Below are 23,350 nucleotides of genomic sequence, written 5' to 3'. Positions count from 1 at the left end.
GAGTCTCGCGTGCGCGCCGGCATCCTCATCTGTCTCTGCGTGGGAGTGTCCGCGGTCGCCTCCGCGGAATGGAAGGTGGGGCCCGGCGTGCCCGGAGAGCCCCGGGACGTGCGGGCCTGGGGCCATGAGCGTGTGGCCCTGGCGCACTCCACGGGCGCCGAGCTCTTCGAGAACGAGGAGCAGGTGGCCTTCCGCTTCCTGTCTCCCGCGGTGGGCACCTTGCTGACGTCCACGGGCTGCTTCGCCGGCGTGCACGCGAATGGAACCCTCTACGCGTACGACAGCTGCCTGCCCGACTCCAAGTTCATCCCCGAGATTCCCACCTCCACCGTGTTCGATGTTCGCCGGGTGATGCAGACGCAGTCGGGGAGCAGCTACGCGGCCATCACCGTGGACACGAACGAAATCCTGGTGCTGGGCGCGACGCCGTCCGGCACCGGTGTGCTTCCCTGGAACACGCGCATCCTGCAGACGAGCCAGTTCAGGGCGACCTCGGTGATGGGGGTGACGGACACGGCGGGCGCGGTGCCGCACGCGCTCCTCCAGGTCGTCGGGCCGCCCAACCTCATCTACGTGCGCGGCGACCAGCGCCTGGCGGAGTTCAGCGTGCCCACCGCGCTGACGACGCTCCCGTTCCAGACGCTGGACCTCTTCGCCACGAGCGGTCCCCATCCCGTCGCGCTGCTGGGCAACCAGGACGGGCTCTTCCGGGGGCAGCTCACGTCGGGCGTGCCACCGAACGACACGTTCCAGCGCGTCACCCTGCATGGCTCGGGGCCGGTGAGCATCACGTCCGTGGACCTCACCACCGAGCAGGGCAGCGCCCGGGGGACGGGCTTCGGTCTGGCGGTGGGCGTCGACAGCAATGGGGAGCCGGTGGTCCTGGGCGCGGTGCCCACCGCGAGCGCGGCGGACTCGGGCACGACGTGGCGCATCCATCCCGCCTTCGCGGGCGCGTCGCTGCCCGTGTCGGCCCCGTTCAACCAGGTGTCCTGCGTGGACCCGACCTTCTGCGTGCTCACGCTGAGCAACATCGAGCCGAACGTCATCTACTACTCCAACGCCGCGGCGCCGGTGTTCGGCTCCTTCCCGGACCCGGTCCTCATCGACGAGCGCACCACGCGGACGCTGGACATCACCGCCACGGACCCCGACGGCGACGCGGTGCGCGTCTCCGTGGACGCGGCGCAGTCGACGCTGAACGTCAGCGCCACGCCTCGTCCGGACGCGGTGACGCTGACGCTCACCGCGCCCGAGGTCTGCGAGCCGACCACCACGCAGCTCATCGTCTTCGCCGCCGACGGCCTGGGCACGCATGACCGGCAGACCACGGTGAACGTGCGTGTCGAGAACACGGCGGGGCCCGCCACGCCGCGCGTGCAGCCCGCCCAGGCCTCGACGAGCGCGGGAGGCCCCTCGCGCGTCTTCACCGCGTCCCCCGGCGCGGGCTTGTGCGAGTCGGTGGACTACGTGTGGAGCTCGCCTCCGGGACAGCCCGTCCTGGTGACCGAGGGCAACGGTGGCAGCGCCACCTTCGTGCCGCCGGAGTTTTTGTGCGCGGCCTCCGGCGCGCGCTACACGTACGAGGTCCGCGCGAGGGACCGGGGCCAGACGCCTTCGCCGCCCACGACGTTCAGCGTGGACGTGCAGCCCTGGGGCCGTCCTTTGGCGCCCTTCGCGCCGGACGCGGTCCGCCGGTTCACCTCGGGCGAGAGCGTGGAGGTGCGTCCGGATTTCCTGCATCCGTGCGCCGGCACGCAGGCGCTGCCCGGGGTCCAGACGGTGTGGCGGCTGGCGGACGGGAGCACCACCGTGCCTGCGGGGCTGACGGTGCGGGATGACGCTGGCGCCGCCGTCGACCTGTCCGCGCCCGTGACGGCGCGCGCGCTCCAGGTGTCGGCCGAGGGCTGCGCGAGCGCCTCGCTGACGTTCTCGGTGCGCAACCGCCTGTCGCTGCAGGACGGGACGGTGCTGGAGGGGCCGGAGGCGTGGGTGAAGGTGGAGGCGGCGCCTGCGCCCGAGGACGTCTCCGCCGCGAGCCTGGACCTGTCGATGCAGCTGTCGGGTGGCCAGGACGCGGAGGCGCGGCTGGGCACGTCGCTGCGCTGCCCGGGCGTCCACGCGCTCAAGGCGCGCATGTTCCTGGAGTCCGCGTCCGGCGAGCCCATCGCCTCGGACGTCGTCCCCGTGCCCGGGGTGTGGCGCTTCACGCTCCCGGCGGTCTGCTCGGTGACGCCCTTCACGGTGCGCGGCGAGCTGTTCTCGGACGGGCCCACGCCCGTCGAGGCGGGGCGCGCGAGAGAGACCTTCACGGCGCAGGCGCGCCCGGTCGCGCTGGGGGAACTGGACGGTGAGGCGCTGGTGGCCCGATGTGGCGAGGGCGCGACGGCGCGGCTCACCCAGGAGATTCCCGCCGACGCCTGCAGCGAGGTCAGCCTGTCGTGGTCGCGCGAGTCCGGCCCGGCCCTCACGCAGGACTCCCTGTCGGGCCCGAGCGTCACGCTGAGCACGCGGGAGACGGGGCTGCAGGACCTGGTGGGCGAGTCCCTCAGCCTGCGCGTCACCGCCAGCGCGAGCGGCGGCGGTCAGGCGGACCGGGTGCACTCGGTGCCGATTGTCGCGGACCCCTTCGTCGACGTGCGCCATGAGACGGAGGCCGCCGCGGGACAGGAGACGGGCCTGGTGGGCGTGGTGGTGGCGCTGCGCAACACCACCGCGTGTGACGTGACGGGCCTGCGCTACGTCGAGCACGTCGAGGGCATGGACGTGGTGCCCGGCAGCGTGCGCGTGGAGGGACAGTCGCTCGCGGAGCAGGCGACGGAGGGCGGCTTCTCGGTGGAGGGCGTGTCGCTCCCGGCCCACGCGCAGCGCACGCTGACGTACGTGGCCCGGCCCCGGCTGTTGGGCTCGTCGCGCTTCAGCGGCGAGGTGTTCCTCAAGGGCGTCCCGGTGTCGGGGACCCTGGACCGTGAGCCGCCGTCGTCCTGTGGTTGCTCGCAGGGCGGCTCGGGCGCGGCGCTGTTCGGCCTGCTCGCGGTGGCTCGGCTGCTGCGCCGTCGCCGCGAGGGCTGACGGGGCGGTTCAGAGCCCGAAGGAGATGCGATGACGGCGGCTGGGCGTCTCCGGCCGCTCCTCCAGCACCCCGAGCAGCTCCAGGCCCCGCAGCGTGGCGAGGGCCTGTCGCTCCGACACGTCCACCAGCGCGAGCAGATCCTCCACCGTCTTGCTCCCGTCGGCGTACGCGAGCAGCAGGGCCTGTGGACCCTGCAGCTTCAGCTCGTGCAGGCCGTACGGCGGGTCGGCGGTGGGGAAGAGGCGACGTCCGGCGGACATGCGCTGGCGCAGCGCGACCAGCGTCTCCGTCTTCTCCACGCCCTCCAGGATCAAGTCCCCCGGGAAGACGGACAGCTTCACCAGGTCGGCGCGCTGGGGGCGCATCGCGCTGAACCCGTACGCGCCCTCCGTCCAGGGGAAGGTGGACCAGAGCAGCTCGCGCACCTGCTCCTCGAGCAGCTGCTTGCGCCGGCCCGCGTCCAACAGGCCCAGGCGAATCATCGCCTCGCCCGTGCGCAGCCCCTGCTCCTTCGCGACGGTGGCGACCTCCGCGAGCCTCGCCTCGTCGAGCACACCCCGGCGCACGCAGAAGCGGCCGAAGCGCTCATGGGCCAGGTTGGAGGCGGCGTACACGATGCGGCCGGACTCGAAGTAGACGACCTTGAGCACGGAGCCCTGGCGCAGCTTCAGCTCGCCGTGGTGGCGCGACTCGTAATAGGCGTTGAGCAGCCGCGCGACGGACGTGTCCTTGAGGTCCCCCGCCAGCGACCACTCGGGCAGGGCGCGCCGGGCCTTCGCGGGCGCGGGCGTGGGGGACGCCTGCTCGCCGGACCACACCTTGCCCCGGTGGGCGAAGGGCAGGGGGAGCGCGGGCTCCTCGCTCTCCAGGCCGGGCAGCGGCGCGGAGTCGGGGATGGCCTGCATGGGCGAGCCCGCCTCCCCCGCGTCCTCCGGGGTGGGCATCAGCTCCTCCAGCACGATGAGGTCCGCGTCGTCGAGCAGCACGTCCTGCGCGGCCCCGTCCTCCACGGGGGGCGGGGCGCGGGGCACGGGCTCGAAGCCGCCGGCCTTCTCCAGCGCCTCCAGGACCTGGATGAGCTCGAAGGGCTTCTCGAAGAAGCCGCGGGCGCCGTGAATCTGCACGGCCTCCTGCGCGAACCGGTCCCCCTTGTAGACGCCGCTCACCGCGATGGCGGGGATGCCATGGGCGCGCAGGGCGCCGAGCACCTCGCTGCCCCGGATGTCGGGCAAGAGCAGGTCCACCAGCGCCGCGTCCCAGCGCGTGCCCGGGCTGAGCGCCTCCAGGGCGGCCTCGCCCGTGTGCACGGCGCGCGCGTCATGGCCCCGGCCCTGGGCCGAGGAGACGATGAGGGAGGCCAGCTCGTGGTTGTCCTCGACGATGAGCAGTCGCGCCATGGGCGGGCGGACCATACCATCCGGCCCCATGAACGTTCAGGGCTTCCACCACGTGGCAATCCAGGCGAGGGACGTCGAGCGGGTGACGGCGTTTTACAGAGACTTGCTGGGCTTTCCCGAGCTCGCCCGGCATCCGAGGCCGGACGGCACCTTGAGGAGCATCTGGGTGGGCGTGCCCGGGGGCGGCTTCCTGGCCATCGAGGCGTCGAGCGGCGAGCCCGAGGGTCGCCCCTTCCGCCACGAGCACCCGGGCCTGCTCCTGCTGGCGTTCCGCATCGCCCGCTCGGAGCGGGAGGGTGTGGTGTCCGAGCTTACTCAGGCGGGCGTGACGCTGGAGCACCAGACGAAGTGGACGGTGTACGTGCGAGACCCGGAGGGCAATCGCGTCGCGCTCAGTCATCATCCAGAGGACTAGGCGAGGGCGGCGGCGTGCTTGCGGAGGGGGATGGGGCACGGCTACAAGCCCGGCATGCGCCTGGGTGAACAGCTCCTGAAGGAAGGCCTCGTCACTGCCGAGGGACTGGAGGAGGCGCTCGAGGCCCAGGTGGTGCACGGCGGCCGGCTCGGGACGAACCTGGTGGAGCTGGGCCTGTTGTCCGAGCAGGACCTGGCGAAGACGCTGGGCGCGCTGCACAACGCCGCGTTCGCCTCCGGGGAGATGGTGCCGGACCCGAAGGCGCTGGAGCTGGTGCCGCCCAACCAGGCGGACGACAAGGAGCTGCTGCCCATGCGGGTGGACGCGACGCGGCTGAGCGTCGCGGTCGTCAACCCGCACGACTTCACGACGCTGGACGCGATTGCGTTCAAGACGGGCAAGCGCGTGGTGCCGGTGGTCATCCCCGAGTTCCGGATGAACCAGCTGCTGCGCCGCTACAGCAAGGCGTTCCGGCCCCTCCGGGCCATCGACATGAACGCGGTGCGGCCGCGCCCCAAGCCCGGCTCGCGGGAGGAGGTCGAGCTCGCGAAGTCGCGTGAGAAGCCGCCCGACCTGATGAGCGAGGAGGAGTTCCAGTCCCTCTACGCCCAGGCCCTGCGCGGCGGCGCGGACGGCGACGTCGACATCGAGGTGGGCGAGGAGGAGGTCATCACCGGCGTCGAGGTGCTCGAGGCGCCGCCGATGCCCGTGGCGCCGCCTCAGCCGCAGCGCCCCGTGGCGCAGCCTCCCGTGCAGATGGTGCAGCCTCCCGTGGCGCAGCCTCCGGCGCAGGTGGGCGTGCCGGTAGCGCAGCCTCCGATTCAGGTGGGCGTGCCGGTGGCGCAGCCTCCGATGCAGGTGGCTCAGATGTCTCCCAGGCCGCCGGTGGCGCAGCCGCCCGTGGCCGCGGCGCCGCCGACGCCGCCCCCTCCCGCGCCGCCGCCGACGCCGCTGTCCTTCGCGGAGGCGCAGGCGGAGCTGTCGCGCAGCCTGGACCGCGAGGACGTGGCGCGCACGGTGCTGCGCTTCGCGATGGGCAAGTGGCGGCGCAACCTGCTGCTGTCGGTGCAGGGCAGCCTGGTGACGGGCTGGCACGGGATGGGCTCCGGCGTGCGCGAGTCGGCGGTGCGGCGCATCGGCGTGGCGCTGCGGGAGCAGAGCACGTTCCGGCTGGTGCGCGACACGCGCTCGCACTACGTGGGCCCGGTGCGCCGGGACGCGGCGATGGCCGTGTTCTACAAGCTGCTGGGCGGGGGCTTCCCGACGACGGCGGTCATCCTCCCGCTGCTGGTGCGGGGCAAGGTCGTGCACCTGCTCTACGTGGACAACGGCCCGGACCAGCTCACGCCGCCGGACGTGGGCGAGTTGATGATCCTCTCGCAGAGCGTGGGCCGCTCGTACGAGGCGATGATGCGTCGTCGCAAGAGCGCGTAGCGTCGCTCGGGATGAGCGAGACCGCGACGCGTGTTCGTGGTGGCCGCGAGATGGCGTCGTGAGAGGGCGCGCGCCGCGTCGGCATGACGGGTGCGGCGTCTCGGGAGCAAGGCTTGGAAGACGATGGCAACCACAAGACGGGGAGCGACCAGGCGCAGCTGCGCGCGCTCCTGGCCGCGATGGAGGCCGCCCACCAGGGTGACTTCTCGCGGCGCGTGCCCGTGTCGGGGACGCATCCGTTGCTGGACCGCATCGCGGAGACGTTCAACGCCGGGGCCGAGCGCTTCGTCCTGCTCACGCGCGAGGTGACCCGCGTCTCCCGAGAGGTGGGCGTGGAGGGTCGGCTGGGGAGCCTGGTCGACGTGCCGGATGCGTCGGGGGCGTGGCGGCAGCTGGTGGACGGCGTGAATGTGCTCGCCAGCAGCTTCACCGTGCAGGTGCGCGACCTCATCCGCGTCAGCGGCGCCGTGGCGCGGGGCGATTTGACGCAGACGCTGGAGGTGGATGTCCGGGGCGAGTCGCTGGAGCTGAAGACCCTCGTCAACACGATGGTGGAGCGGCTCACGGACTTCGCGCGAGAGGTGAACCGGGTGGCCCGGCAGGTGGGCGTGGAGGGGGCGAGCACGGACACGGGCGTCTCCGGCGTGTGGAAGGACCTGACGGACAACATGAGCTTCACGGAGAAGCTCGCGGTGGCGTCACGGCACAAGAGCGAGTTCCTGGCGAACATCAGCCACGAGCTGCGCACGCCGCTCAACAGCCTGCTCATCCTGGCGAAGGTCCTCTCGGAGGACTCGGACCATCGGCTGGGGCCTCGCGAGGCGGAGTACGCCCGGACCATTCACGCCTCGGGCGTGGACCTGCTGGACCTCATCAACGACCTGCTGGACCTGTCGAAGGTGGAGGCGGGGAAGCTGGAGGTCGTCGCGGAGGAGGTCTCGCTGGCGGAGGTGAAGTCGCTCGTCGAGCGGGACTTCGAGCACGTCGCGGACCAGAAGCGGTTGGGGTTCGGCGTGGTGTTGTCGGGTGGGCTGCCGCGCTCCCTGCGGACCGACTCGATGCGGCTGCGGCAGGTGCTGAGGAACCTGCTGTCGAACGCGTTCAAGTTCACGGACGTGGGGCGGGTGGAGCTTCGCGTCGCGCCCGTGGCGAAGGGGCTGTTCCACTTCGAGAGCGATGTGCTCAACCGCGCCGAGGCGGTGCTGGCGTTCAGCGTGGCGGACACGGGAATCGGCATCCCGCAGGACAAGCTGCAGCGCATCTTCGAGGCCTTCCAGCAGGCGGAGGCGGACACGAGCCGCAAGTACGGCGGCACGGGGCTGGGCCTGTCCATCAGCCGGGAGCTGGCGCGCCTGTTGGGCGGAGAGCTGCAGGTCGCGAGTGAGTTGGGGCGCGGCAGCACGTTCACGCTCTATCTGCCGGACGTCTACGTGGGCGCGGAGGTCGGGGGGCGCGACGCGGTGGTCGAGGCGGGCGTCGGCTCGCCGCTTCATCTGGAGGCGATGGAGTTGTCGGCGACCGACTTCGCCGGGGGCTCCCGGGAGGATGCGGAGTCGGAGGTGGCTGGGTGGGAGCCGGTGGACTCGCGTGAGGCGCTGATGCGTCAGGAGGCCTTGCTCGAGCGGCCCACGCGGCACCGGGTCCTCGTCGTGGACGACAACATCCGCGAGGTGTTCTCGCTCATCAGCGTCCTCGAGTCGCGAGGGCTGGAGAGCTTCCACGCCGAGAGCATGGGGGAGGCCCTGCGCGTCCTGTGGGACTCGCCCGAGGTGGATGGGGTGGTGCTGCTCGTGCCCATGACGGACGCGGGCTACGACGTCCTGCGGACGATGCGGAAGGACGCGCGCTTCGGAGCGCTGCCCATCGTCGTCGTCGCGTCGCAGCTGACCGACGAGGAGCGGGGACGGTGCCTCGCCGCCGGCGCGAGCGACTACGTGGCCCGCCCCGTGGATGCCCACCGCATCATGGAGTTGCTGAGGCTGGAGCCGCGTCTCGGCAGGTCGTGAGCGGCGTGGCCTGCGTCGCGATGCCCCCACCGGTTCGCCGCGCGCCCGCGCTGTCGGCGCGCGGCTTCGGTGGGGACCTCGGGTGAATCACTCCTCGGGCGGCGCCTCGAAGTCGACGTCGAACGAGATGCGCTGGCCGGGCTCGACCTTGAAGGTCTTCTGCCAGCGCGCGCCGTTCGCGATGACGAGGAGCTGGTGGGTGCCCTCGTAGACGTCCTGCTCCTCGACCGGCGCGGCGCCGATGAGCCGTCCATCGAGGGTGACGATGGCGTCCTTCGGCGCGCGCACGTTGAGGAAGGCCTTGTTCAGGTAGAGCTGCTGCGCGTTGCGCCCGTTCGCGGGGATGGTGAACGTGCGAGACAGCTGGATGCCGAGCACCGCGTTGGTCAGCGTGAACACGTGCCGTCCCGCCGGAAGCGACACGCTCAGCGGCGTGCGCCCGAGGAAGCCGCCCGGATAGGACACGTCCACGCGCGGGTCGACGGTGAGGTCCAGGTAGCCCATCGCGATGGCCTGGGCTCCCGCGTCCGTTCCCGCATCCGTCCCCGCGTCGCCGTCCCCTGCCGCCTGCGCCACGGTGGCGGGGCCGGCGTCCTCCAGCGAGGCCTCCACCTGCGTGGGCAGCCGCTGGACGATGACCGCCGCGCCCGCGAGCGCCAGCGCGGAGCCGACACCCACGATGGCGAGCCAGCCGCGCGAGGACTTCCTCGGCGCCGCCGCGCCCGGAGGCACGGGGCCCGCCGCGGTGGCGGTCGCGGGCTGGGTCGACGAACCCTGCGTGCTCGTCGCCACCGGCTGCCGCGAAGGTGCGCCGACGACGGGAGCGCTGCCCGTGCCCTCGGAGGACTTCGTCACCACGGCCGTGGGCTCGGGGGACTTCGTGGCCACGGCCGTGCTGCCCGTGGGCTCGCCCGCCTTCGCGGCCACGGCCGTGCTGCCCGTGACTTCATCAGCGGCCGCGCTGACCGTGGGCGCGCTTCCAGTGGCCTCGGCGGCGGCGGGGGACGCGCTGCTCGCGGGAGCCGAGGCCGGGCCCTCCGTGCTCACGGCCTGGGCCGCGCTCGTCGCAGCCGTGCTCGCGGGCTCCTTCGCCCCCTGCGCGGAGGAGGGCTCGGCGATCTGCACGTCGCTGCTTCCCCCCGACACGGCGGCCAGGATGGACAGCTGGCCCTGCATCGCCGGCCAGACCTTCGGGATGATGGCGGCGGGCAGGGCGCCGGTGGCGAGGAACTCCGCCACGGCCGGGGGCGGCACGCCCGTCTTCTGCAGCACGTCCGCGATGCCCGCGTCGATGACCCGGCGCCGCGCCGCGCGGGCCTCGTTCTCCGGCGGGAAGAGCTTGGCCAGGTAGTCGGCGAGCAGCGTGTGCGCGGGCAGCGTGCCCACGGCCTCGACGATGGCCTCGCGGAAGGCGTGCGCGGAGGCGTACCGGTCATACGCGCGCTTCGCCGTCGCCTTGCGCACCACCGCGTCCAGCTTCAGCGGCACGTCCTGCGACATCGTCGGCAGCGTGCGCGTGAGCGTGGCCTTGTCCGGGTCCGCGTTGTCCTTGAAGGGCATCTTCCCGGAGAGGCACTCGTGCAGCACGAGCCCCAACAGGAACACGTCCGACTGGACGTTCACCGCCTCGCGTCCGCCGAGCAGCTGCTCGGGAGCGCTGTACGCGCGGCGGTTCTTCACGCGCTTTCCGTCGCGCTCGCGCGGGGCCACGCTCAGCGCGCCGTAGCCCGTCACCTTCGTCAGGCCGCTGAAGGAGACCATCAGCGTCTCCGGCCGCACGTCGCCGTGCACCAGCGGCGTGCCGTCGTCGTTGCCGGCCATGTGCGCGTAGTGCAGGCCCGTGGCCGCGTCGGCCGCCACCAGCGCGGCCAGGGGCGGAGGCAGGCGCGGGCTCGCCTCCAGCACGCGACGCAGGGGCTCGCCGTCGGCGAACTCGGTGACGCGGGCCAGTCCCCCGTCCTGGGCCGCGAGGCTGTGGACGCGGAGGATGTTCGGGTGCTCGAAGACGAGCGCGCGGCTCGTCTCTCGCGTCAGCTTCGCCGTCAGCTCGGGGCTCTGGACCACCTCCTGGGGCGCCCAGATGAGGACGACAGGACGAGGAGGCAATCCATCTTCCAGGGCGAGCCCCAGGAAGGCTCGGGAGCCCGCCCCGGCGAGCAAGGGTCCAAGGGACAGGTAGCGCACGGTGCTCATGGGGCACGCATGCTAGTGCGAGATGCGCGCCCTTCGAAATCCGAGGAACCCGAACCCCCGCTCGGTCGGAGGACAGCCCTACAGGCTCTGCCCCGTGTCCTGCTCGAAGGGCAGGGTGATGTGATAGCCGTAGCGGCCCCGTCTCACGAGCAACAGGACGCTACGTCCGCGACGCGCGGTGAGCAGGGCCTCCTTGAAGGCGTCCGCCGTCGTCACCGGCTGGTTGTTCACCCGGAGGATGGTGTCCCCGGGCTCCAGCCCCACCTCCGCGGCCGCCGAACCCCCTCTCACGCCCGACAACATCAGCACGCCCCGGCTCTCCTTCACCCGCAGTCCCAGCCTGTCCCAGGCGAGCGCCTCCACCATGCGCGCGGGGAACTCGGAGGGGGTGACCTGGACGGTGCGCGAGGCGCCTTCACGGAACAGCACCAGCGCGAAGGCGGAGCGGGCGGGGTAGCCGCGCACGCGGGTGTCGAAGTCCTCGGCGTCCTGGATGCGCGAGCCGCCCAGCTCCGCGACGATGTCCCCGCGCCGCACGCCGGCCTGGGCCGCGGGGCTGCCGTCCTCCACGGCCGTCACCAGCGCGCCGTAGGAGCGGTCCCACCCGAGCTGTCGGGCCGCGCGCGGCGTCAGGTCCACGGCATCCATTCCCACCCACGCCGGGCGCAGCTTCCCGAAGCGGGTGAGCTCATCGACGATGCGGCGGACCTTGTCGGCGGGGATGGCGAAGCCGATGCCCTGCGCGCCGCCGCCGAAGATGGCGGTGTTGATGCCGATGATTTCGCCGTCCACGTTGAGCAGCGGTCCGCCCGAGTTGCCGGGGTTGATGGCCGCGTCCGTCTGGACGAAGTCGTTGTACACGCGGTTGTCGGCGCGGAAGGTGCGCCCCGTCGCGGACACCACGCCCGCCGTCACCGTCTTGCTCAGGCCGAACGGGCTGCCGATGGCGACCACCGTCTCGCCAATCATGAGGTCGGAGCTGATGCCCAGCTTCGCGATGGGCAGCGGTTCCTTCGTCGTCACCTTGAGCACGGCCAGGTCGTTGTTGGCGTCGCTGCCGATGACCTCCGCGTCGAGCGAGCGCCCATCCGCGAGCACCACGTGGATGGTGGACGCGCCCCGGATGACGTGGTCGTTGGTGACGATGATGCCCGTCGGGTCGATGATGACGCCGCTGCCCAGGCCCTGGATCTTCTGTCGCCCGCGCTCGCCGCGCTCACCCCCGAAGCCGCCGAAGAACTCCTCCAGCGGGGAGCGGCGGCGGAAGCGCGCCTCCACCTCCTGCTCGGTGCCGATGTACACGACGGCCGGCGAGACCTTCTGGACGACCTCCACGACGGCGTCACGCCGCCGGGCCAGGTCCGCGCTCGCGCTCCCCGTGGCGATGAGCGCCGCCAGCAGGGTTGCCCACCTCATGACTCCACCCTTCATGTCACCCTCCGTGGGCCTCCAGCGGATTGTCCGGCGAAGGACAGGTGGACTGTCGGGAAGCCGGCGTCATTCCCACGATTCGCTGGAGGCGGTGCTGCGCCTTTCATAAACCACTCCGCACGTCCGTGAACGATTGCATCTCCGGGTGGTGGCCGTTCCCCGAGGATTCTCGCTTCATCCAAGGGGCAGGCCGAGTCCTGGCGGCGTGGCTTGGGGGCCACGCTGGTGCGGAGGAGCGGAAGCATGAGTCTGGTCCTGGTCGCGGATGATGAGCCCGCGGTGCTGGAGGTCCTCAGTCAGGTGGTCGAGGACCTGGGTCACGATGTGGTGAAGGCTCGCGATGGCGAGGAGGCCCTGGCCCTGGCCCGGACGCGTCGCCCACATCTGGTGGTGACGGACCACATGATGCCGCGCCTGAGCGGGGTGGAGCTCTGCCGCCGGCTCAAACGCGACCCGGACCTGCACGGTGTGCCCGTCATCCTGCTGAGCGCGGTGTTGCCGCAGGGGGCGCCGGAGGCGGACGCGTTCCTCCACAAGCCGTTCGAAATCACCGACTTCGAGGCGCTCATCCACAAGTCGCTGGTGGACGCGCCGAAGGGGGCGGCGGTGGGCGGGGGGCTGCCATTGGGGGCGTGGGCGGCCCGGGCGCTGCAGGGGCCGCTGGACGAGGCGCGGCGGCAGCTGCGGCGGCTGGAGGCGGGGGCGTCGGTGGACGCCGCGGCGCTGGAGGTGCTGCACGCGCAGCTCGAGTCGATGGCCTCGGTGGCGACGGAGCTGGCGCGCCAGCAGGGTGTGGAGCCCTCGGTGGTGCGGAGCGTGCCCTTCGGCGTGCGATTGCCGAAGGGCGGGGTGAGCTGACGCTCAGGCCTTCTGGGACTTCAGCATCCAGCCAATCATCTTGTAGAGCAGGCGGGCGCCGACGTTGCCGTCCCACTCGCTGCCCTCGGGGTCGGGGGCCACCTCGGTCAGGTCGAAGCCGACGATGGTGCGTCCGGAGCGGACGACGCCGGCGATGAGGGCCACGGCCTCCGGGAAGGACAGGCCGCCGGGGACGGGGGTGCCGGTGTGGGGGCAGAGGACGGGGTCCAGGCCGTCGATGTCGAAGGACAGGTAGACCTGCTGGGGGAGCAGGGCGACCATCTCATCGACCTGGCGGTTCCAGGGCACGCCGTCGAAGCGCTTGTTCTGGAGGGCGGCGTCGAAGAAGCCGTGGACGCGGCCGTTGGAGTCCTCGATGTAGCGGTGCTCCTCCTGGCTCATGTCGCGCAGGCCGACCTGGACGAGCGTCTTCACGCCGGGGATGCGCTCGGCGACGTTGTACATGATGGAGGCGTGGGACCAGGTGAAGCCCTCGTAGGCGACGCGCAGGTCGGCGTGGGCGTCCAGGTGGAGCACGCCGAGGCCGGGGTACTTCTCGGCGTGGGCGCGGATGATGCCGTAGGAGATGGAGTGGTCTCCGCCGACGGCGGCGACGCGCTTGCCCTGGTCGAGCCAGTGCTGGGTGGTGCGGTAGACCCACTCGTTCATCTGGTCGCAGAGGGCGTTGACGTCCTTGGCGGCGGCGAGGAGCTCGGCTTCACCGGAGTGGATGCCGCCGGCCTCGATGACGACCTGGGCGCGCTCCTTGGCGCGGGTGTTCCAGTCGCGCAGCTGCTGGGGCTCGGGGAGCATGGCGATGCCGCGCTCGTAGGGGCGGCCGGTCTCCACGTCGAAGAGGTCCACCTGGCGGCTGGCGTCGAGGACGGCGGCGGGGCCCTCGGAGGTGCCGCCGCCGTAGCTGGTGGTGGCCTCGAAGGGCACGGGGATGAGGACGACGTGCGCCTCGTCGGGAGAGTGGGGGAGTCCGAAGACGCCGGAGCCCGGCTGCGCCGCGGCGCTGGGGTCGAAGTGGGTGGCCATGGCGGCGGAGGATACGGACCCCGGGACGGGGCGCAACTGTCCGTTACGGACTGCGTCGGACGCCACACCGGCCGACGGGTTGGTCGTCGTCCTTCAGGCACTCATGGCGGCCATCGACCGGGTCACAGTCGCGGTCATCGGTGCACCCCGTGCCGGCCGGGCAGTCCATGCCAGTTCCTCCGCCCAGGGACGTCACGGTGAAGCCGGGGTTCACCACCGACTCGATGATGGGCTGATTGCCCTGGGGCCCTGGATGACGATGCTCCAACTCCAGACGTGTCCCTCCATCGGGTCGGCGGACGTTCAGTCGGAGGGCAGGAGGAGGCGCGAAGCTGCCTGCGTCCGGAGTGTCGCAGCCCTGCTTGGTCTCGTGGGTCGTAGCGTCACCGAGCGCGGAGAAGAGGTGGTCGGCCACGTCCATCCCGCTGCCCGGGGCAGAGGGTCTCACCTGCGCATGCGTGTCGAGGACCTCGCCATCGGTGTCGAACTCGAAGATGCAGCGGCCGACACCGTCGCTGACGATGAGGATTTCGCCATCCCGGACTCCCCCGTCCACCAGGTCGAGCATGATGACGCCTCGGGCGTGGGCAGGCTCCTGCTGATGGGTGCAGGTCGCACTGCATGAACCACATGCGCTTGTATTGCCGTCATCGCATTCCTCGCGAAGTTCATTCGTGTCGAGGACGAAGCCGTCTCCGCAAGTTGCGTTCTTGCAGGTGCGAGGGCACGCATCGGTGTCGACGTCATTGCCGTCGTCGCATTCCTCGCCTGGGTCCACCAGGGCATTTCCACACTTCTTGAGCGAGCGGCAATCGGAGCGACAGGGACCGTCGAGAAGGGGACCGTCATCACAGGCTTCGTGGTCAGCTCCCTGGGTGTTGGTGAAGCCGTCACCGCAGCGGGCGCTCACGCACGTGGTGAGGCAGTCATCGCTGTTGGACTCGTTTCCGTCGTCACATTCCTCGTCGATGTCTCGAATCCCGTTCCCGCACGCCTCCATGGACCTGCAGTCACTGCTGCACTTGTCTCCGTTCGCCCTGTTCCCGTCATCACAGAGTTCGCCAGGGTCGAGGAATCGGTTCCCGCAGCTCTCGGTGGAGGTGCAGGTCGCATTGCATCCATCACTCGAGGCTTCGTTGCCATCGTCGCAAGCCTCTCCGGGGTCGAGGACTCCATCGCCGCAGCGCCTCTTTGCGCAGTATTGATTGCATCCGACGCCGCCGTCGGCGTTGTAATCACATTCTTCATGCAGGTCCACCAGCCCGTTTCCACAGCGTTCGAACATGCAGTCGGGGCTGCATCCATCTCCAGCCACGGAGTTGCCGTCGTCGCATTGTTCTCCTTCGTCTTTCTGGGTGGTTGCATCGCCACAAAGACCCTGGATGCAGCGGTCTTCCTCGGCGGCGCAGACCATCCCAGCAGGACATACGAGCCCGTTCTTGCATGTCACGCTCTTGGACTCGATGCATGCGGCGGTCGTGAGGACTGCGAGGCATGTCACGACGATGCTTGGGATTGAGCTCGGGGAAGCATTGGGGAACACGAAGCGCCTCCTTCAGAAGCGAATGGTTGCCACGACGCTCTGTGATTCGGATTCGACGACGGGGACGATGACCACGGGGGGCGCGAGGTCCTCCGCCGTCAGCCGATAGGACCGCTGCCGGTTCAGGTAGAGCAGCACGGTTCCCGTGATGGCGGTGGCTCCTCCCAGTGCATAGCCGCTGTAGGCAGCCGCCCTGAAGCTCGCGCCCTTCTTGTGAAGGCTCTTCAACTCGGGCGTGAGCGTGCTTCCCTGGGGACGCTCGATGCGTGCATCGAACTTCCCGAAGGACTCATTCGCCTTCCAGTGCATCCAGCCACCTCCGCCCGCCGCCGCCAGTCCCGCGCCCAGCACGGTCCACGGCACCCACGCGGACCACCGTCGTCGGTACCGGATGACCTCCTCCTCCGTATACAAATCCAGCGCGAGCTTCGTCCGCTCCCCGGGCATCAAGGCCTGACGCTTCTCCGTCGGCAGATACCCGTCCTTGAAGGCAATCACGCTGTGCATCCCGGGCCGGATGAGCCCCTGGTATCTCCCCGGCCCCGTGAACAGCGGCTGTCCATTCAGCGTGACGATGGCCCCCCGCTCGTCACACCGGACGTCCACCCACGCCAACTGCTTCTCGAGCAACGCCTTGTACGAGCGCGCATGCTCGTACCGGTTCGAATCCAGCGGGTCCGCCCCATGACTCAGCGCCGATTCCAGGTGCTTGTGCACCTCGATGGGCTGGTCCAGGTTCATCAACGCCAGCGCCAGGTTGTAATGAATCGCCGGATGGTTCCAGTGCCGCAGCGCCCGCCGATAGCTCCGGCTGGCCTCCACGAAGACCGACTCCCGCAGCCGCTCGTTCCCCTCCAGGAAGAGCGCCTGTGCCGCCTGCTGCTCGTCCCGAGGCACCCCCTGCGCCCACGGGCGATTCCCGCCGACCTCCAGCGGCGAATCCAGCCGCTGCGCCTGCGCCAGCATCCCCCACAACGACACCACCACCACGGCCAGCCCGCGCCCACGCGAGCCCCAGCTTCGCATCACCGACATGGCGTGCCTCACGTCACTTCAACGTTTCGATGAAAGGACTTCCGAGCGTCGACTGGATCCGCAGCGTCCGCTCCTGCTCGCGCTGCAACAGCCGCTCCGCCTCGGCGCGCGCCTGCCGCGCATTCAACGCGCTCTGCTCGGCCCGCCGCATCGCCACGTTCGCATGGAAGCGCGCCCACTTCGCCCGCCTCAGCGCCGTGACGAGCTCGGCGTTGCGCAGCACCAGCGTCTCGTTGGTCGCCTCGACCCGCTCATTGGCCTCCTCCGCGCGAGACTGCGCCGCCCGTCGGTCCTCCTCCTTGGCGCGCACCTCCGCGAGCCGCTCCTGCGCCTCCGCCTCCGAGCGCTTCGCCAGGAACTCCGCGTTGCGCGCCGTCGCCTCCGCGCGCAGCGCGATGATGGCCTGGTGCTCGGCCTCCTGCTGCGCCTCCCGGATGAACACCAGCGCCACCGCCGCCGCCGCGAACAGCATCGACACCAGCGCCACCGCCCCCACGATGAACGCCCGCTTCACCCGCGCCAGCCGCTTCGCCTGCGCCCCCACCGCGTCCAGGAACGCCCGCTGCGACTGCGGCAGCTCCCCCCGGTAACGACGCTGGAAGCGCCGCGCCTCGTCCGCCATCTCCCCCCGCCACAACAACCCGCCGTCCCGCCCCTTCGCCTGCCACTGCCGCGCCGCCGCGCGCAACTGCTCCAGGAACGCCGCATCCTCCTGCCCCTCGTCCAACCACCGCTTCAGCGTGGGCCAGCTCCCGATGAGCGACTCGTGCACCAGCTCCACCGACGAGCCCGAGCTCCCGCCCGTCTGGATGACCAGCAGCCGCGCCTGCACCCACCCATCGATGAGCCGCTGGAGCGCGTCGGTGTCCCGCGTCAGCTCCCGCAGCTCCTCCATCGACACGATCGCCCGCGTGCGCTCCGCGGTGACCAGCCTCAGGCACACCGCGCGCGCCAGCGCCCGCTCCTGGGACGACAACCCCGCCAGCACGCTGTCCGCATGCGTCGCCAGCGCACCCGAGATTCCCCCCATCCGCTGGTACGCGCCCTCCGTCAGCAGCCGCCGGCCCGGGTCTCTCGCCTCCCACAGCCGCGTGGCCGCGAACTGGAGCAACGGCAGCGCGCCCGGCGTCGTCTCCAGGTGCTGGAGCATCTGGTCCACCATCTCCGGGGACTCGAACCGATAGCCCGCCAGCTCCGCGGGCTGCACGAGCGCATCCCTCAGCCCGTCCTGCTGCGGCGCCGTGAGGAAGAACAGCCCCGGCGACAGCTCCGCCATGAACCGCTCGTCCTCCGACACCCGGTCCAGGAAGTCCGAGCGCAAGGAGAGCACCACCCGGATGGGCGACGTCGCGTCGTCCGCGATGCCCGACAGGCAGGCGGTGAAGGCGCGGCGCTCGGCCGCGTCCGGCACCAGCGTGTACAGCTCCTCGAACTGGTCGATGAAGAGCACGATGCGCCGGCGCTCCCGCCGCGCGCGGGCCCGCAGCACGGCGCCCACGTAGCCGGGCTCCCGGCGCAGATGGGCGGAGATCTGCTGCTGCTTGCGCAGGTCCTCCTCCAGCGTGGGGGACGACGTGACGAGCGGCGCCACCATGCTGGCCAGCGCGGCCAGCGGGTCCCTCCCCGGGCGGATGATGAGCGACTCCCAGGGGATGCCCGAGCGCTTGAGCACCGGCACCAGCCCGGCGCGCACGAAGGACGACTTGCCCGCGCCCGAGGGCCCGACGACCGCGAGCAGCGGTCGGTCCTGCAGCCGGTTGACCAGCGCCGCCGTCTCCCGCGCCCGCCCGAAGAACCGCGGCGAGTCCTCCTCCTGGAACGAGCCGAGCCCCGCATAGGGGCTCTCGTCCACGCCGACGTCGGGGATGAACCGGCCGGGCAGGAACGGCTCCAGCGCGCGCAGCACCGCGAGCGCATCCGGGAAGCGCTGCTCCTTGGGCTTGAGCAGGCAGCGGTCCACCACCGAGGCCAGCTCCCCCGGGATGTCCGGCAGCACCGCGCGCAGCTGCGGCATCGGCTCGTCCATCATCGCCGTCACCATCAACTGCGGACCCCGCAGCGGCTCCAGCGGGTGTCTGCCCGAGAGCATCCGGAACAACATGATGCCCACCGCCCAGATGTCCGTGCGGTGGTCCACGCCCACGCCGTTGCCCCACTGCTCCGGGGACATGTACGCCAGCGTCCCCAAGAGCGCCCCCTGGCGCGTCAGGTGGACCGACTGGTCCATCCGGCCCGGCGGGGGGAGCAGCCGCAGGCCCTCCAGCAGGACGCGCGGGTCCGTCTCCGCGCCGTGCTCGTCCCCCTGCAGCACCTTCGCGATGCCGAAGTCGAGCACCTTGATGGTGCCCGCGTCCGTCACGATGATGTTCTCCGGCTTCAAGTCGCGGTGGACGATTTTGTGCGCGTGCGCGCACGACAGCGCCCGCAGCACCGGGGACATCAGCTCCACGGCGCGCGACGGCGGCAGGCGCGGACTGCTCTTGAGCAGCCGGTCCATCGGCTGCCCCTGCAGGTACTCCAGCACCATGTATGGGCTGCCATGGGCCTCGCCCACCTCGTAGATGATGACGATGTTCTCGTGGCTGCACCGCGCCGTGGTGCGGGCCTCCAGGATGAAGCGCTGGCTGAACTGCGCGTCCTTCGAGTGCAGCAGCTTGATGGCCACCCGGCGGCCCAGGCGCGTGTCCCGCGCCAGGAAGACGGTGCCCATGCCTCCGCTGCCGAGCTGCCGGATGAGCTCGTAATGCTGGATGCGGGCTCCGGGGCCGAAGGCTCCAAGACCCATCGGAAGCGGAGCGCTGGGGTGGGGCGCACTGCGGGCGGACAGCGAGGGTTCTGGCTTCATGGTCTGCACTCGACGAGGCGAGGGGACACCTCTGGAAAGCACGCGCGGCCCGCGCCACCGCGAAGGGTGCGGGCCGTTCATCGGGGACGCGGAAATGAGCGCTGGCGCGCCAGGGATGGGGCCTCGGGCCCGTCCCTGGTCGCGGGGGTGACTGACGCCAGCCTGGGCGAGAGCGTGGGGGGGACTCGGGAGTCGGACTTTCCGGAGAAAGCTCTCGTTGCCAATCTTGAGCGGACGCGTCTGCTTGCCTATGTGAACGCGAGGGCAGGCGTCTGTCATTTGATGGGCGCCGGGCCGGAACCATGCAGACACTTGCGCGTGCGGTCCTGGACCACCCCGGCGCTGCTCAGCGCGTGCGAAGTCGGCAATCCGTCAGCGCGCCCCGCGTCAGGAGTCCAGGGGCTCTGTCGGTTCGAGGACGCTCGGGGGCCATCCGTCTGCTATCGTCACGACATGGCGAAATGGCTCGTGCCCCTGCTGACGCTGCTGGGAGCGGCGTTGATGACAGGATTGGGATATCTGTCGTTCACGGCGGCGCTGGCGGTGCCGCTCCTGATGCTGGCGGGGGCCGGGTTGGTGCTCGTCGCGCTGGTGCTGGCGGTGCTCCCGGTGCGCAGGAGGGTGAACTTCCTGTCCCTGGCCTGGATGCTCGCGGGCCTCGTGCTGTCCTACCTGGGGCTGACGCGCGGCACCTCCTGGCGCTTCGACCAGCTGGAGGTCCGCTTCGCTCCGCTCATCGCGGCGCTGGAGTCCTATCACGCGAGCAAGGGCGCCTATCCCGAGTCCGCGAAGGAGCTGGTGCCCGAGTGGATCGCCCAGGTGCCCACGTGTGATGGGGTCGAGCCCGAGGGCCCGGCCGCCACGTTCGCCATGGACATCGGCTATCAGCGTCGGGAGGACGGCTCGTTCGGCATCACCTGCTACACCATCGTCTTCTGGAAGTACTCGTACGACTCACGCCAGAAGCTCTGGTATGGCTGGGATTAGTCCCAGCGCACCACCAGCTTGCCCACCGAGTCGTTGCGCGCCATGCGCTCCAGGCCCCGCGCGAGCTCGGCCCGGGGCAGCACCGCGTCCACCACGGGGCGCAGCGCGCCCGAGCGGAACAGCGGCAGCAGGTGTCGCTCCGCGCTCTGGACCAGGGCCATCTTCTCCTCGAGCGGCCGGCTGCGCAGCACGGTGCCGGTGATGCTCAGGCGCCGGGTGAGCCACAGCCCCAGGTTGACCTCCGTGCTCGCGCCGGCCACCAGGCCCACGAGCAGCATCCGGCCCCTGGGCGCCAGGGCCTGCATGGACTCGGGCACGTAGTCCCCGCCCACCAGGTCCAGGCACAGGTCCGCGCCCCGACCTTGTGTGAGCTCACGGACCGGGTCCGCGAAGCGCGGCGGCGAGGACTCGCACACGAGCGTGTGCTTCACGCCCCACTCGGAGGCGCGGGACAGCTTCGCCGCGCTGCGCCCGGTGCCCACCACGCGCGCGCCCGTGGCCTGACACAAGAGCGCCGCCGCCGAGCCCACGCCGCTGGCCACCGCGTGCACGAGCACCGTCTCGCCCGGCTTCAGGCCTCCCTGGAGCACCAGCGCGTCGTACGCGGTGAGGTACGCCTCCGGCAGCGCCGCGGCGTCCGTGAAGTCCAGGCCCTCCGGCATCGGCAGCGTCTCCCGCTCGTGGGCCAGCAGCTGGTCGGACCACGCGCCGCCGCCCACCAGCCCCATCACGCGGTCTCCCACCTTGAAGCGGTGCGTGCGCGGGCCCACCGCCACCACCTCGCCCGCGTACTCCAGGCCGGGGACGTCCGGCGCCACGTCCGGCGGGGCGGGGTAGAGCCCGCGAATCTGGAGCAGGTCCGCGCGATTGAGGGCGGTGGCGCGCACGCGCACGCGCAGCTCTCCAGGGCCGGGGATGGGCTCGGGGCGCTCGTCCTCGGCGAGGACCTCGGGGCCTCCGGGCGTGGTGATGCGGATGACCTTTATGGCGGGCCTCCTCCTGCTGGCGGGCGGGCACGAAACGTCCTGGCCCACGAGAGCGTCAAGGCTTATCTAAGAAGGCAGGTCCCACATGAGCACGCCCTCCTGTCCCATCTGCAAGAAGCCGGTTCCTCCCCGTCCCGAGAACACCTCGTTCCCGTTCTGCTCGCGCCGCTGCCGCGCGGTGGACCTGGGCAAGTGGTTGGGGGAGGAGTACCGCATGCCCGACCGCCAGTCCGATGAGACGGAGGACGAGCTGCCGCCCGGAAGCCATCCCGACCGCCAGCGCGAGGATGCGTGAAGGGCTACGTCGACCTGCACTGCCACCTGCTGCCCGCAGTGGATGACGGCGCGCGCTCGCTGGAGGACGCGCTGGAGATGGCGCGGGCGCTGGTCGACCTGGGCTTCTCCACCGTCGCCCCCAGCCCCCACGCCCGGCCCGAGTACGCCCCCGTGGACGTGGTGGAGGCCCGCCTCGCCGAGCTGACGGCCGCCCTGGCGCGCGAGCGCATCCCGCTGACGCTCGGCCGCAACGCGGAGAACGTGCTGGACGACGCCTTCCTGCGCGCCCTGGGCACGCCCGCCGCGCGCATGCTGGGGGCGGGGAAGGTGACGCTGGTGGAGCTGCCCTACACCGCGCCCGTGCCCGCGCTGCCGGACATCCTGTTCCGCATCCGCACCAAGGGCGTGGTGCCGCTCATCGCCCATCCGGAGCGCTGCGTGGAGTTCGAGCGCAAGGGGCGCGCCGCGGAGGCGGTGCGCACCGGCGCCCGGCTCCAGCTCGACGTGGGGGCGCTCATCGGCCGCTACGGCCCCACGCCGAAGAAGCTCGCGCGCGCCTTCCTGGAAGAGGGCCTCTACGCCGTCGCCGCCACGGACCTGCATGGGCCGGTGGGGGCGCGGGACTGGCTGGGGCGCTCCCTGGCGGAGCTCGTCGGCCGGGTGGGGGAACAGACGGCCGTCCGGCTCCTGCGGGACAACCCCTCCCGACTGCTGGCCGGAGAGTCGCTGGAGTCCGACCAGGACTGACGGTATACCCGGCCGCCGTGAAACGCGCCGTCAAGCTCGCAGCCAGCCTGCTCGTTACCCTCGTCTTCCTCTGGTGGGCCTTCCGGGACACGGACTGGGGGACGCAGCTCAACAGCCTCAAGTCGGCCAACTACATCTGGTTGCTGCCGTACTTCGGTTGCCTGCTGGGCATCCACGTCTTCCGCACGCTGCGCTGGGGCAGCCTGTTGTCGGGCCTGGAGCGGGTGCCCTTCCGCAAGCTCAACGAGGCCTCCGCCATCGGCTTCATGATGCTGCTGGTGCTGCCCTTCCGCCTGGGCGAGTTCGCCCGGCCCTTCCTCATCGCCCAGCGCAGCTCCATCCGCCGCAGCGCCGCCATGACGTCCGTGGTGCTCGAGCGCATCGTCGACGGCCTCTTCGTCGCCGCGTCCATGCGGGTGCTGCTCTTCTTCGTGCCCACCGAGACGCCCGAGGTGCGCTACGTCAAGCTGGGCTCGTGGCTGATGTTCGCGGTGTTCGGCGGCGGGCTGCTCTTCCTGCTCTTCGGCCTGTGGCAGCAGGAGCGCACCGTGCGCCTGGTGCGCGCGACGGTGGGCCGCTTCGCGCCGGGGCTCGCCGACAAGGTGGCCGACATCGTCGACACCTTCGTGGGCGCCATGCGGCAGCTGCCGGACGCCAGGCAGGTGGTGCTCTTCTTCCTCTTCACCGTGGGCTACTGGGGCCTCAACGGCTTCGGGATGATGCTGCTCGCCAACGCCTTCGACTGCTCGGGCGTGGCGGCCGGCGCCGCGTGCCAGCCCATGGAGCTGTCGCTCTTCCAGGCGTACGTGGTGCTGTGCGTGCTCGTGGTGGGCGTGATGATTCCGGCGGCGCCGGGCATGGTCGGCACCTTCCAGGCGGCGTGCAAGGTGGGCCTGAGCCTCTTCCTGCCGGCCACCGTGGTGAACGCCGGCGGGCTCGCGTACGCCAACGTGCTGTGGATGGCGCAGACGGCGCAGACGGTGGGCCTGGGCCTCATCCTCATGTCGCTGGGCCACATGTCCTTCAAGGACATCGCGGGCAAGCTGGAGAAGGAGGGCGAGGCTACGGCCCCCAGCGCGTGAC

17 protein-coding genes and 1 pseudogene are annotated in these 23,350 nt (G+C 71.1%); 9 read left to right on the top strand and 9 right to left on the bottom strand.

Annotation, left to right across the window (positions count from 1 at the left end; genetic code table 11):
- Positions 1 to 9 precede the first annotated feature (9 nt).
- A complete protein-coding gene (locus AC6JA9_RS26550) occupies positions 10 to 3,072 on the top strand; it encodes a hypothetical protein (protein ID WP_497958021.1) in 3,063 nt (1,020 codons plus the stop codon).
- 9 nt (positions 3,073 to 3,081) lie between these two features.
- Here AC6JA9_RS26550 and AC6JA9_RS26545 read toward each other — a convergent pair whose 3' ends face one another.
- Positions 3,082 to 4,485, bottom strand: coding sequence for a DUF4388 domain-containing protein (locus AC6JA9_RS26545; protein ID WP_473569145.1), 1,404 nt, complete (start codon positions 4,483 to 4,485; stop codon positions 3,082 to 3,084).
- Positions 4,486 to 4,498: 13 nt separating this feature from the next.
- Here AC6JA9_RS26545 and AC6JA9_RS26540 point away from each other — a divergent pair, with 13 nt between their 5' ends.
- The 3 genes from AC6JA9_RS26540 (at position 4,499) to AC6JA9_RS26530 (ending at position 8,325) form a co-directional block, all read left to right on the top strand.
- Entirely contained in the window at positions 4,499 to 4,885 is a 387-nt protein-coding gene (locus AC6JA9_RS26540; protein WP_141323825.1) for a VOC family protein, read from the top strand.
- A gap of 54 nt (positions 4,886 to 4,939) precedes the next feature.
- On the top strand, positions 4,940 to 6,319 hold the full coding sequence (locus tag AC6JA9_RS26535) for a GspE/PulE/PilB domain-containing protein (protein ID WP_223785632.1): 1,380 nt from the start codon (positions 4,940 to 4,942) through the stop codon (positions 6,317 to 6,319).
- A gap of 113 nt (positions 6,320 to 6,432) precedes the next feature.
- Entirely contained in the window at positions 6,433 to 8,325 is a 1,893-nt protein-coding gene (locus AC6JA9_RS26530; RefSeq protein ID WP_497958020.1) for an ATP-binding response regulator, read from the top strand.
- Between the two features lie 87 nt (positions 8,326 to 8,412).
- Here the strand turns inward: AC6JA9_RS26530 and AC6JA9_RS26525 are convergent, their stop codons facing one another.
- On the bottom strand, positions 8,413 to 10,518 hold the full coding sequence (locus tag AC6JA9_RS26525) for a protein kinase domain-containing protein (RefSeq protein ID WP_497958019.1): 2,106 nt from the start codon (positions 10,516 to 10,518) through the stop codon (positions 8,413 to 8,415).
- A 78-nt stretch (positions 10,519 to 10,596) separates the two neighbouring features.
- Positions 10,597 to 11,949, bottom strand: coding sequence for a trypsin-like peptidase domain-containing protein (locus AC6JA9_RS26520; RefSeq protein WP_141323822.1), 1,353 nt, complete (start codon positions 11,947 to 11,949; stop codon positions 10,597 to 10,599).
- Between the two features lie 243 nt (positions 11,950 to 12,192).
- On the opposite strand from AC6JA9_RS26520, the gene AC6JA9_RS26515 reads away from it, so the two are divergent.
- Positions 12,193 to 12,807 carry a response regulator gene (locus AC6JA9_RS26515; protein WP_223752001.1) on the top strand — a complete coding sequence of 205 codons (615 nt, stop codon included), beginning with the start codon at positions 12,193 to 12,195 and terminating at the stop codon, positions 12,805 to 12,807.
- Between the two features lie 3 nt (positions 12,808 to 12,810).
- On the opposite strand, the gene speB is transcribed toward AC6JA9_RS26515, so the two are convergent.
- The 5 genes and pseudogenes from speB to AC6JA9_RS26490 form a co-directional block, all read right to left on the bottom strand.
- Positions 12,811 to 13,848, bottom strand: coding sequence for an agmatinase (gene speB / locus AC6JA9_RS26510; protein ID WP_223752000.1), 1,038 nt, complete (start codon positions 13,846 to 13,848; stop codon positions 12,811 to 12,813).
- 43 nt (positions 13,849 to 13,891) lie between these two features.
- Entirely contained in the window at positions 13,892 to 14,416 is a 525-nt protein-coding gene (locus tag AC6JA9_RS26505) for a hypothetical protein (protein WP_223752029.1), read from the bottom strand.
- 45 nt (positions 14,417 to 14,461) lie between these two features.
- Positions 14,462 to 15,262 (bottom strand): annotated as a pseudogene (locus tag AC6JA9_RS26500) (DUF4215 domain-containing protein); the annotation flags it as partial.
- A gap of 141 nt (positions 15,263 to 15,403) precedes the next feature.
- Positions 15,404 to 16,426 (bottom strand): tetratricopeptide repeat protein, encoded by a 1,023-nt coding sequence (locus tag AC6JA9_RS26495; RefSeq protein WP_223785635.1) that lies wholly within the window; start codon positions 16,424 to 16,426, stop codon positions 15,404 to 15,406.
- A 13-nt stretch (positions 16,427 to 16,439) separates the two neighbouring features.
- Positions 16,440 to 19,271 (bottom strand): serine/threonine protein kinase, encoded by a 2,832-nt coding sequence (locus AC6JA9_RS26490; protein ID WP_473569038.1) that lies wholly within the window; start codon positions 19,269 to 19,271, stop codon positions 16,440 to 16,442.
- A gap of 453 nt (positions 19,272 to 19,724) precedes the next feature.
- Here AC6JA9_RS26490 and AC6JA9_RS26485 point away from each other — a divergent pair, with 453 nt between their 5' ends.
- Positions 19,725 to 20,258 (top strand): hypothetical protein, encoded by a 534-nt coding sequence (locus tag AC6JA9_RS26485; protein WP_223751997.1) that lies wholly within the window; start codon positions 19,725 to 19,727, stop codon positions 20,256 to 20,258.
- Here AC6JA9_RS26485 and AC6JA9_RS26480 read toward each other — a convergent pair.
- The gene (locus AC6JA9_RS26480; protein WP_223752024.1) at positions 20,255 to 21,244 is read right to left on the bottom strand and encodes an NAD(P)H-quinone oxidoreductase; all 990 of its coding nucleotides are present in this window, start codon (positions 21,242 to 21,244) and stop codon (positions 20,255 to 20,257) included. The genes AC6JA9_RS26485 and AC6JA9_RS26480 overlap by 4 nt on opposite strands.
- 85 nt (positions 21,245 to 21,329) lie before the next feature.
- Here AC6JA9_RS26480 and AC6JA9_RS26475 point away from each other — a divergent pair, with 85 nt between their 5' ends.
- From AC6JA9_RS26475 to AC6JA9_RS26465, 3 genes are read left to right on the top strand one after another with little or no spacing between them, the layout of a single operon-like run.
- On the top strand, positions 21,330 to 21,539 hold the full coding sequence (locus tag AC6JA9_RS26475; protein WP_141333120.1) for a DNA gyrase inhibitor YacG: 210 nt from the start codon (positions 21,330 to 21,332) through the stop codon (positions 21,537 to 21,539).
- Positions 21,536 to 22,267, top strand: a complete 732-nt coding sequence (locus AC6JA9_RS26470) for a tyrosine-protein phosphatase (RefSeq protein ID WP_223751996.1) — start codon at positions 21,536 to 21,538, stop codon at positions 22,265 to 22,267. Before AC6JA9_RS26475 ends, AC6JA9_RS26470 begins: the two co-directional genes overlap by 4 nt.
- A gap of 17 nt (positions 22,268 to 22,284) precedes the next feature.
- The gene (locus AC6JA9_RS26465; RefSeq protein WP_223751995.1) at positions 22,285 to 23,349 is read left to right on the top strand and encodes a lysylphosphatidylglycerol synthase transmembrane domain-containing protein; all 1,065 of its coding nucleotides are present in this window, start codon (positions 22,285 to 22,287) and stop codon (positions 23,347 to 23,349) included.
- Position 23,350 lies beyond the last annotated feature (1 nt).

It is taken from the genome of Myxococcus sp. MH1 (genome assembly GCF_059738865.1).
This window is presented reverse-complemented; position numbering and strand designations above follow the sequence as displayed.

Coding starts and splice junctions, on each gene's coding strand:
- AC6JA9_RS26495 (WP_223785635.1), bottom strand. CDS start 16,426: ATGTCGGTGATGCGAAGCTGGGGCTCGCGTGGGCGCGGGCTGGCCGTG.
- AC6JA9_RS26520 (WP_141323822.1), bottom strand. CDS start 11,949: ATGAAGGGTGGAGTCATGAGGTGGGCAACCCTGCTGGCGGCGCTCATC.
- AC6JA9_RS26505 (WP_223752029.1), bottom strand. CDS start 14,416: ATGCTCGACCTGGTGGACGGGGGAGTCCGGGATGGCGAAATCCTCATC.
- AC6JA9_RS26525 (WP_497958019.1), bottom strand. CDS start 10,518: ATGAGCACCGTGCGCTACCTGTCCCTTGGACCCTTGCTCGCCGGGGCG.
- AC6JA9_RS26545 (WP_473569145.1), bottom strand. CDS start 4,485: ATGGTCCGCCCGCCCATGGCGCGACTGCTCATCGTCGAGGACAACCAC.
- AC6JA9_RS26485 (WP_223751997.1), top strand. CDS start 19,725: ATGGCGAAATGGCTCGTGCCCCTGCTGACGCTGCTGGGAGCGGCGTTG.
- AC6JA9_RS26490 (WP_473569038.1), bottom strand. CDS start 19,271: ATGAAGCCAGAACCCTCGCTGTCCGCCCGCAGTGCGCCCCACCCCAGC.
- AC6JA9_RS26475 (WP_141333120.1), top strand. CDS start 21,330: ATGAGCACGCCCTCCTGTCCCATCTGCAAGAAGCCGGTTCCTCCCCGT.
- speB (WP_223752000.1), bottom strand. CDS start 13,848: ATGGCCACCCACTTCGACCCCAGCGCCGCGGCGCAGCCGGGCTCCGGC.
- AC6JA9_RS26515 (WP_223752001.1), top strand. CDS start 12,193: ATGAGTCTGGTCCTGGTCGCGGATGATGAGCCCGCGGTGCTGGAGGTC.
- AC6JA9_RS26540 (WP_141323825.1), top strand. CDS start 4,499: ATGAACGTTCAGGGCTTCCACCACGTGGCAATCCAGGCGAGGGACGTC.
- AC6JA9_RS26535 (WP_223785632.1), top strand. CDS start 4,940: ATGCGCCTGGGTGAACAGCTCCTGAAGGAAGGCCTCGTCACTGCCGAG.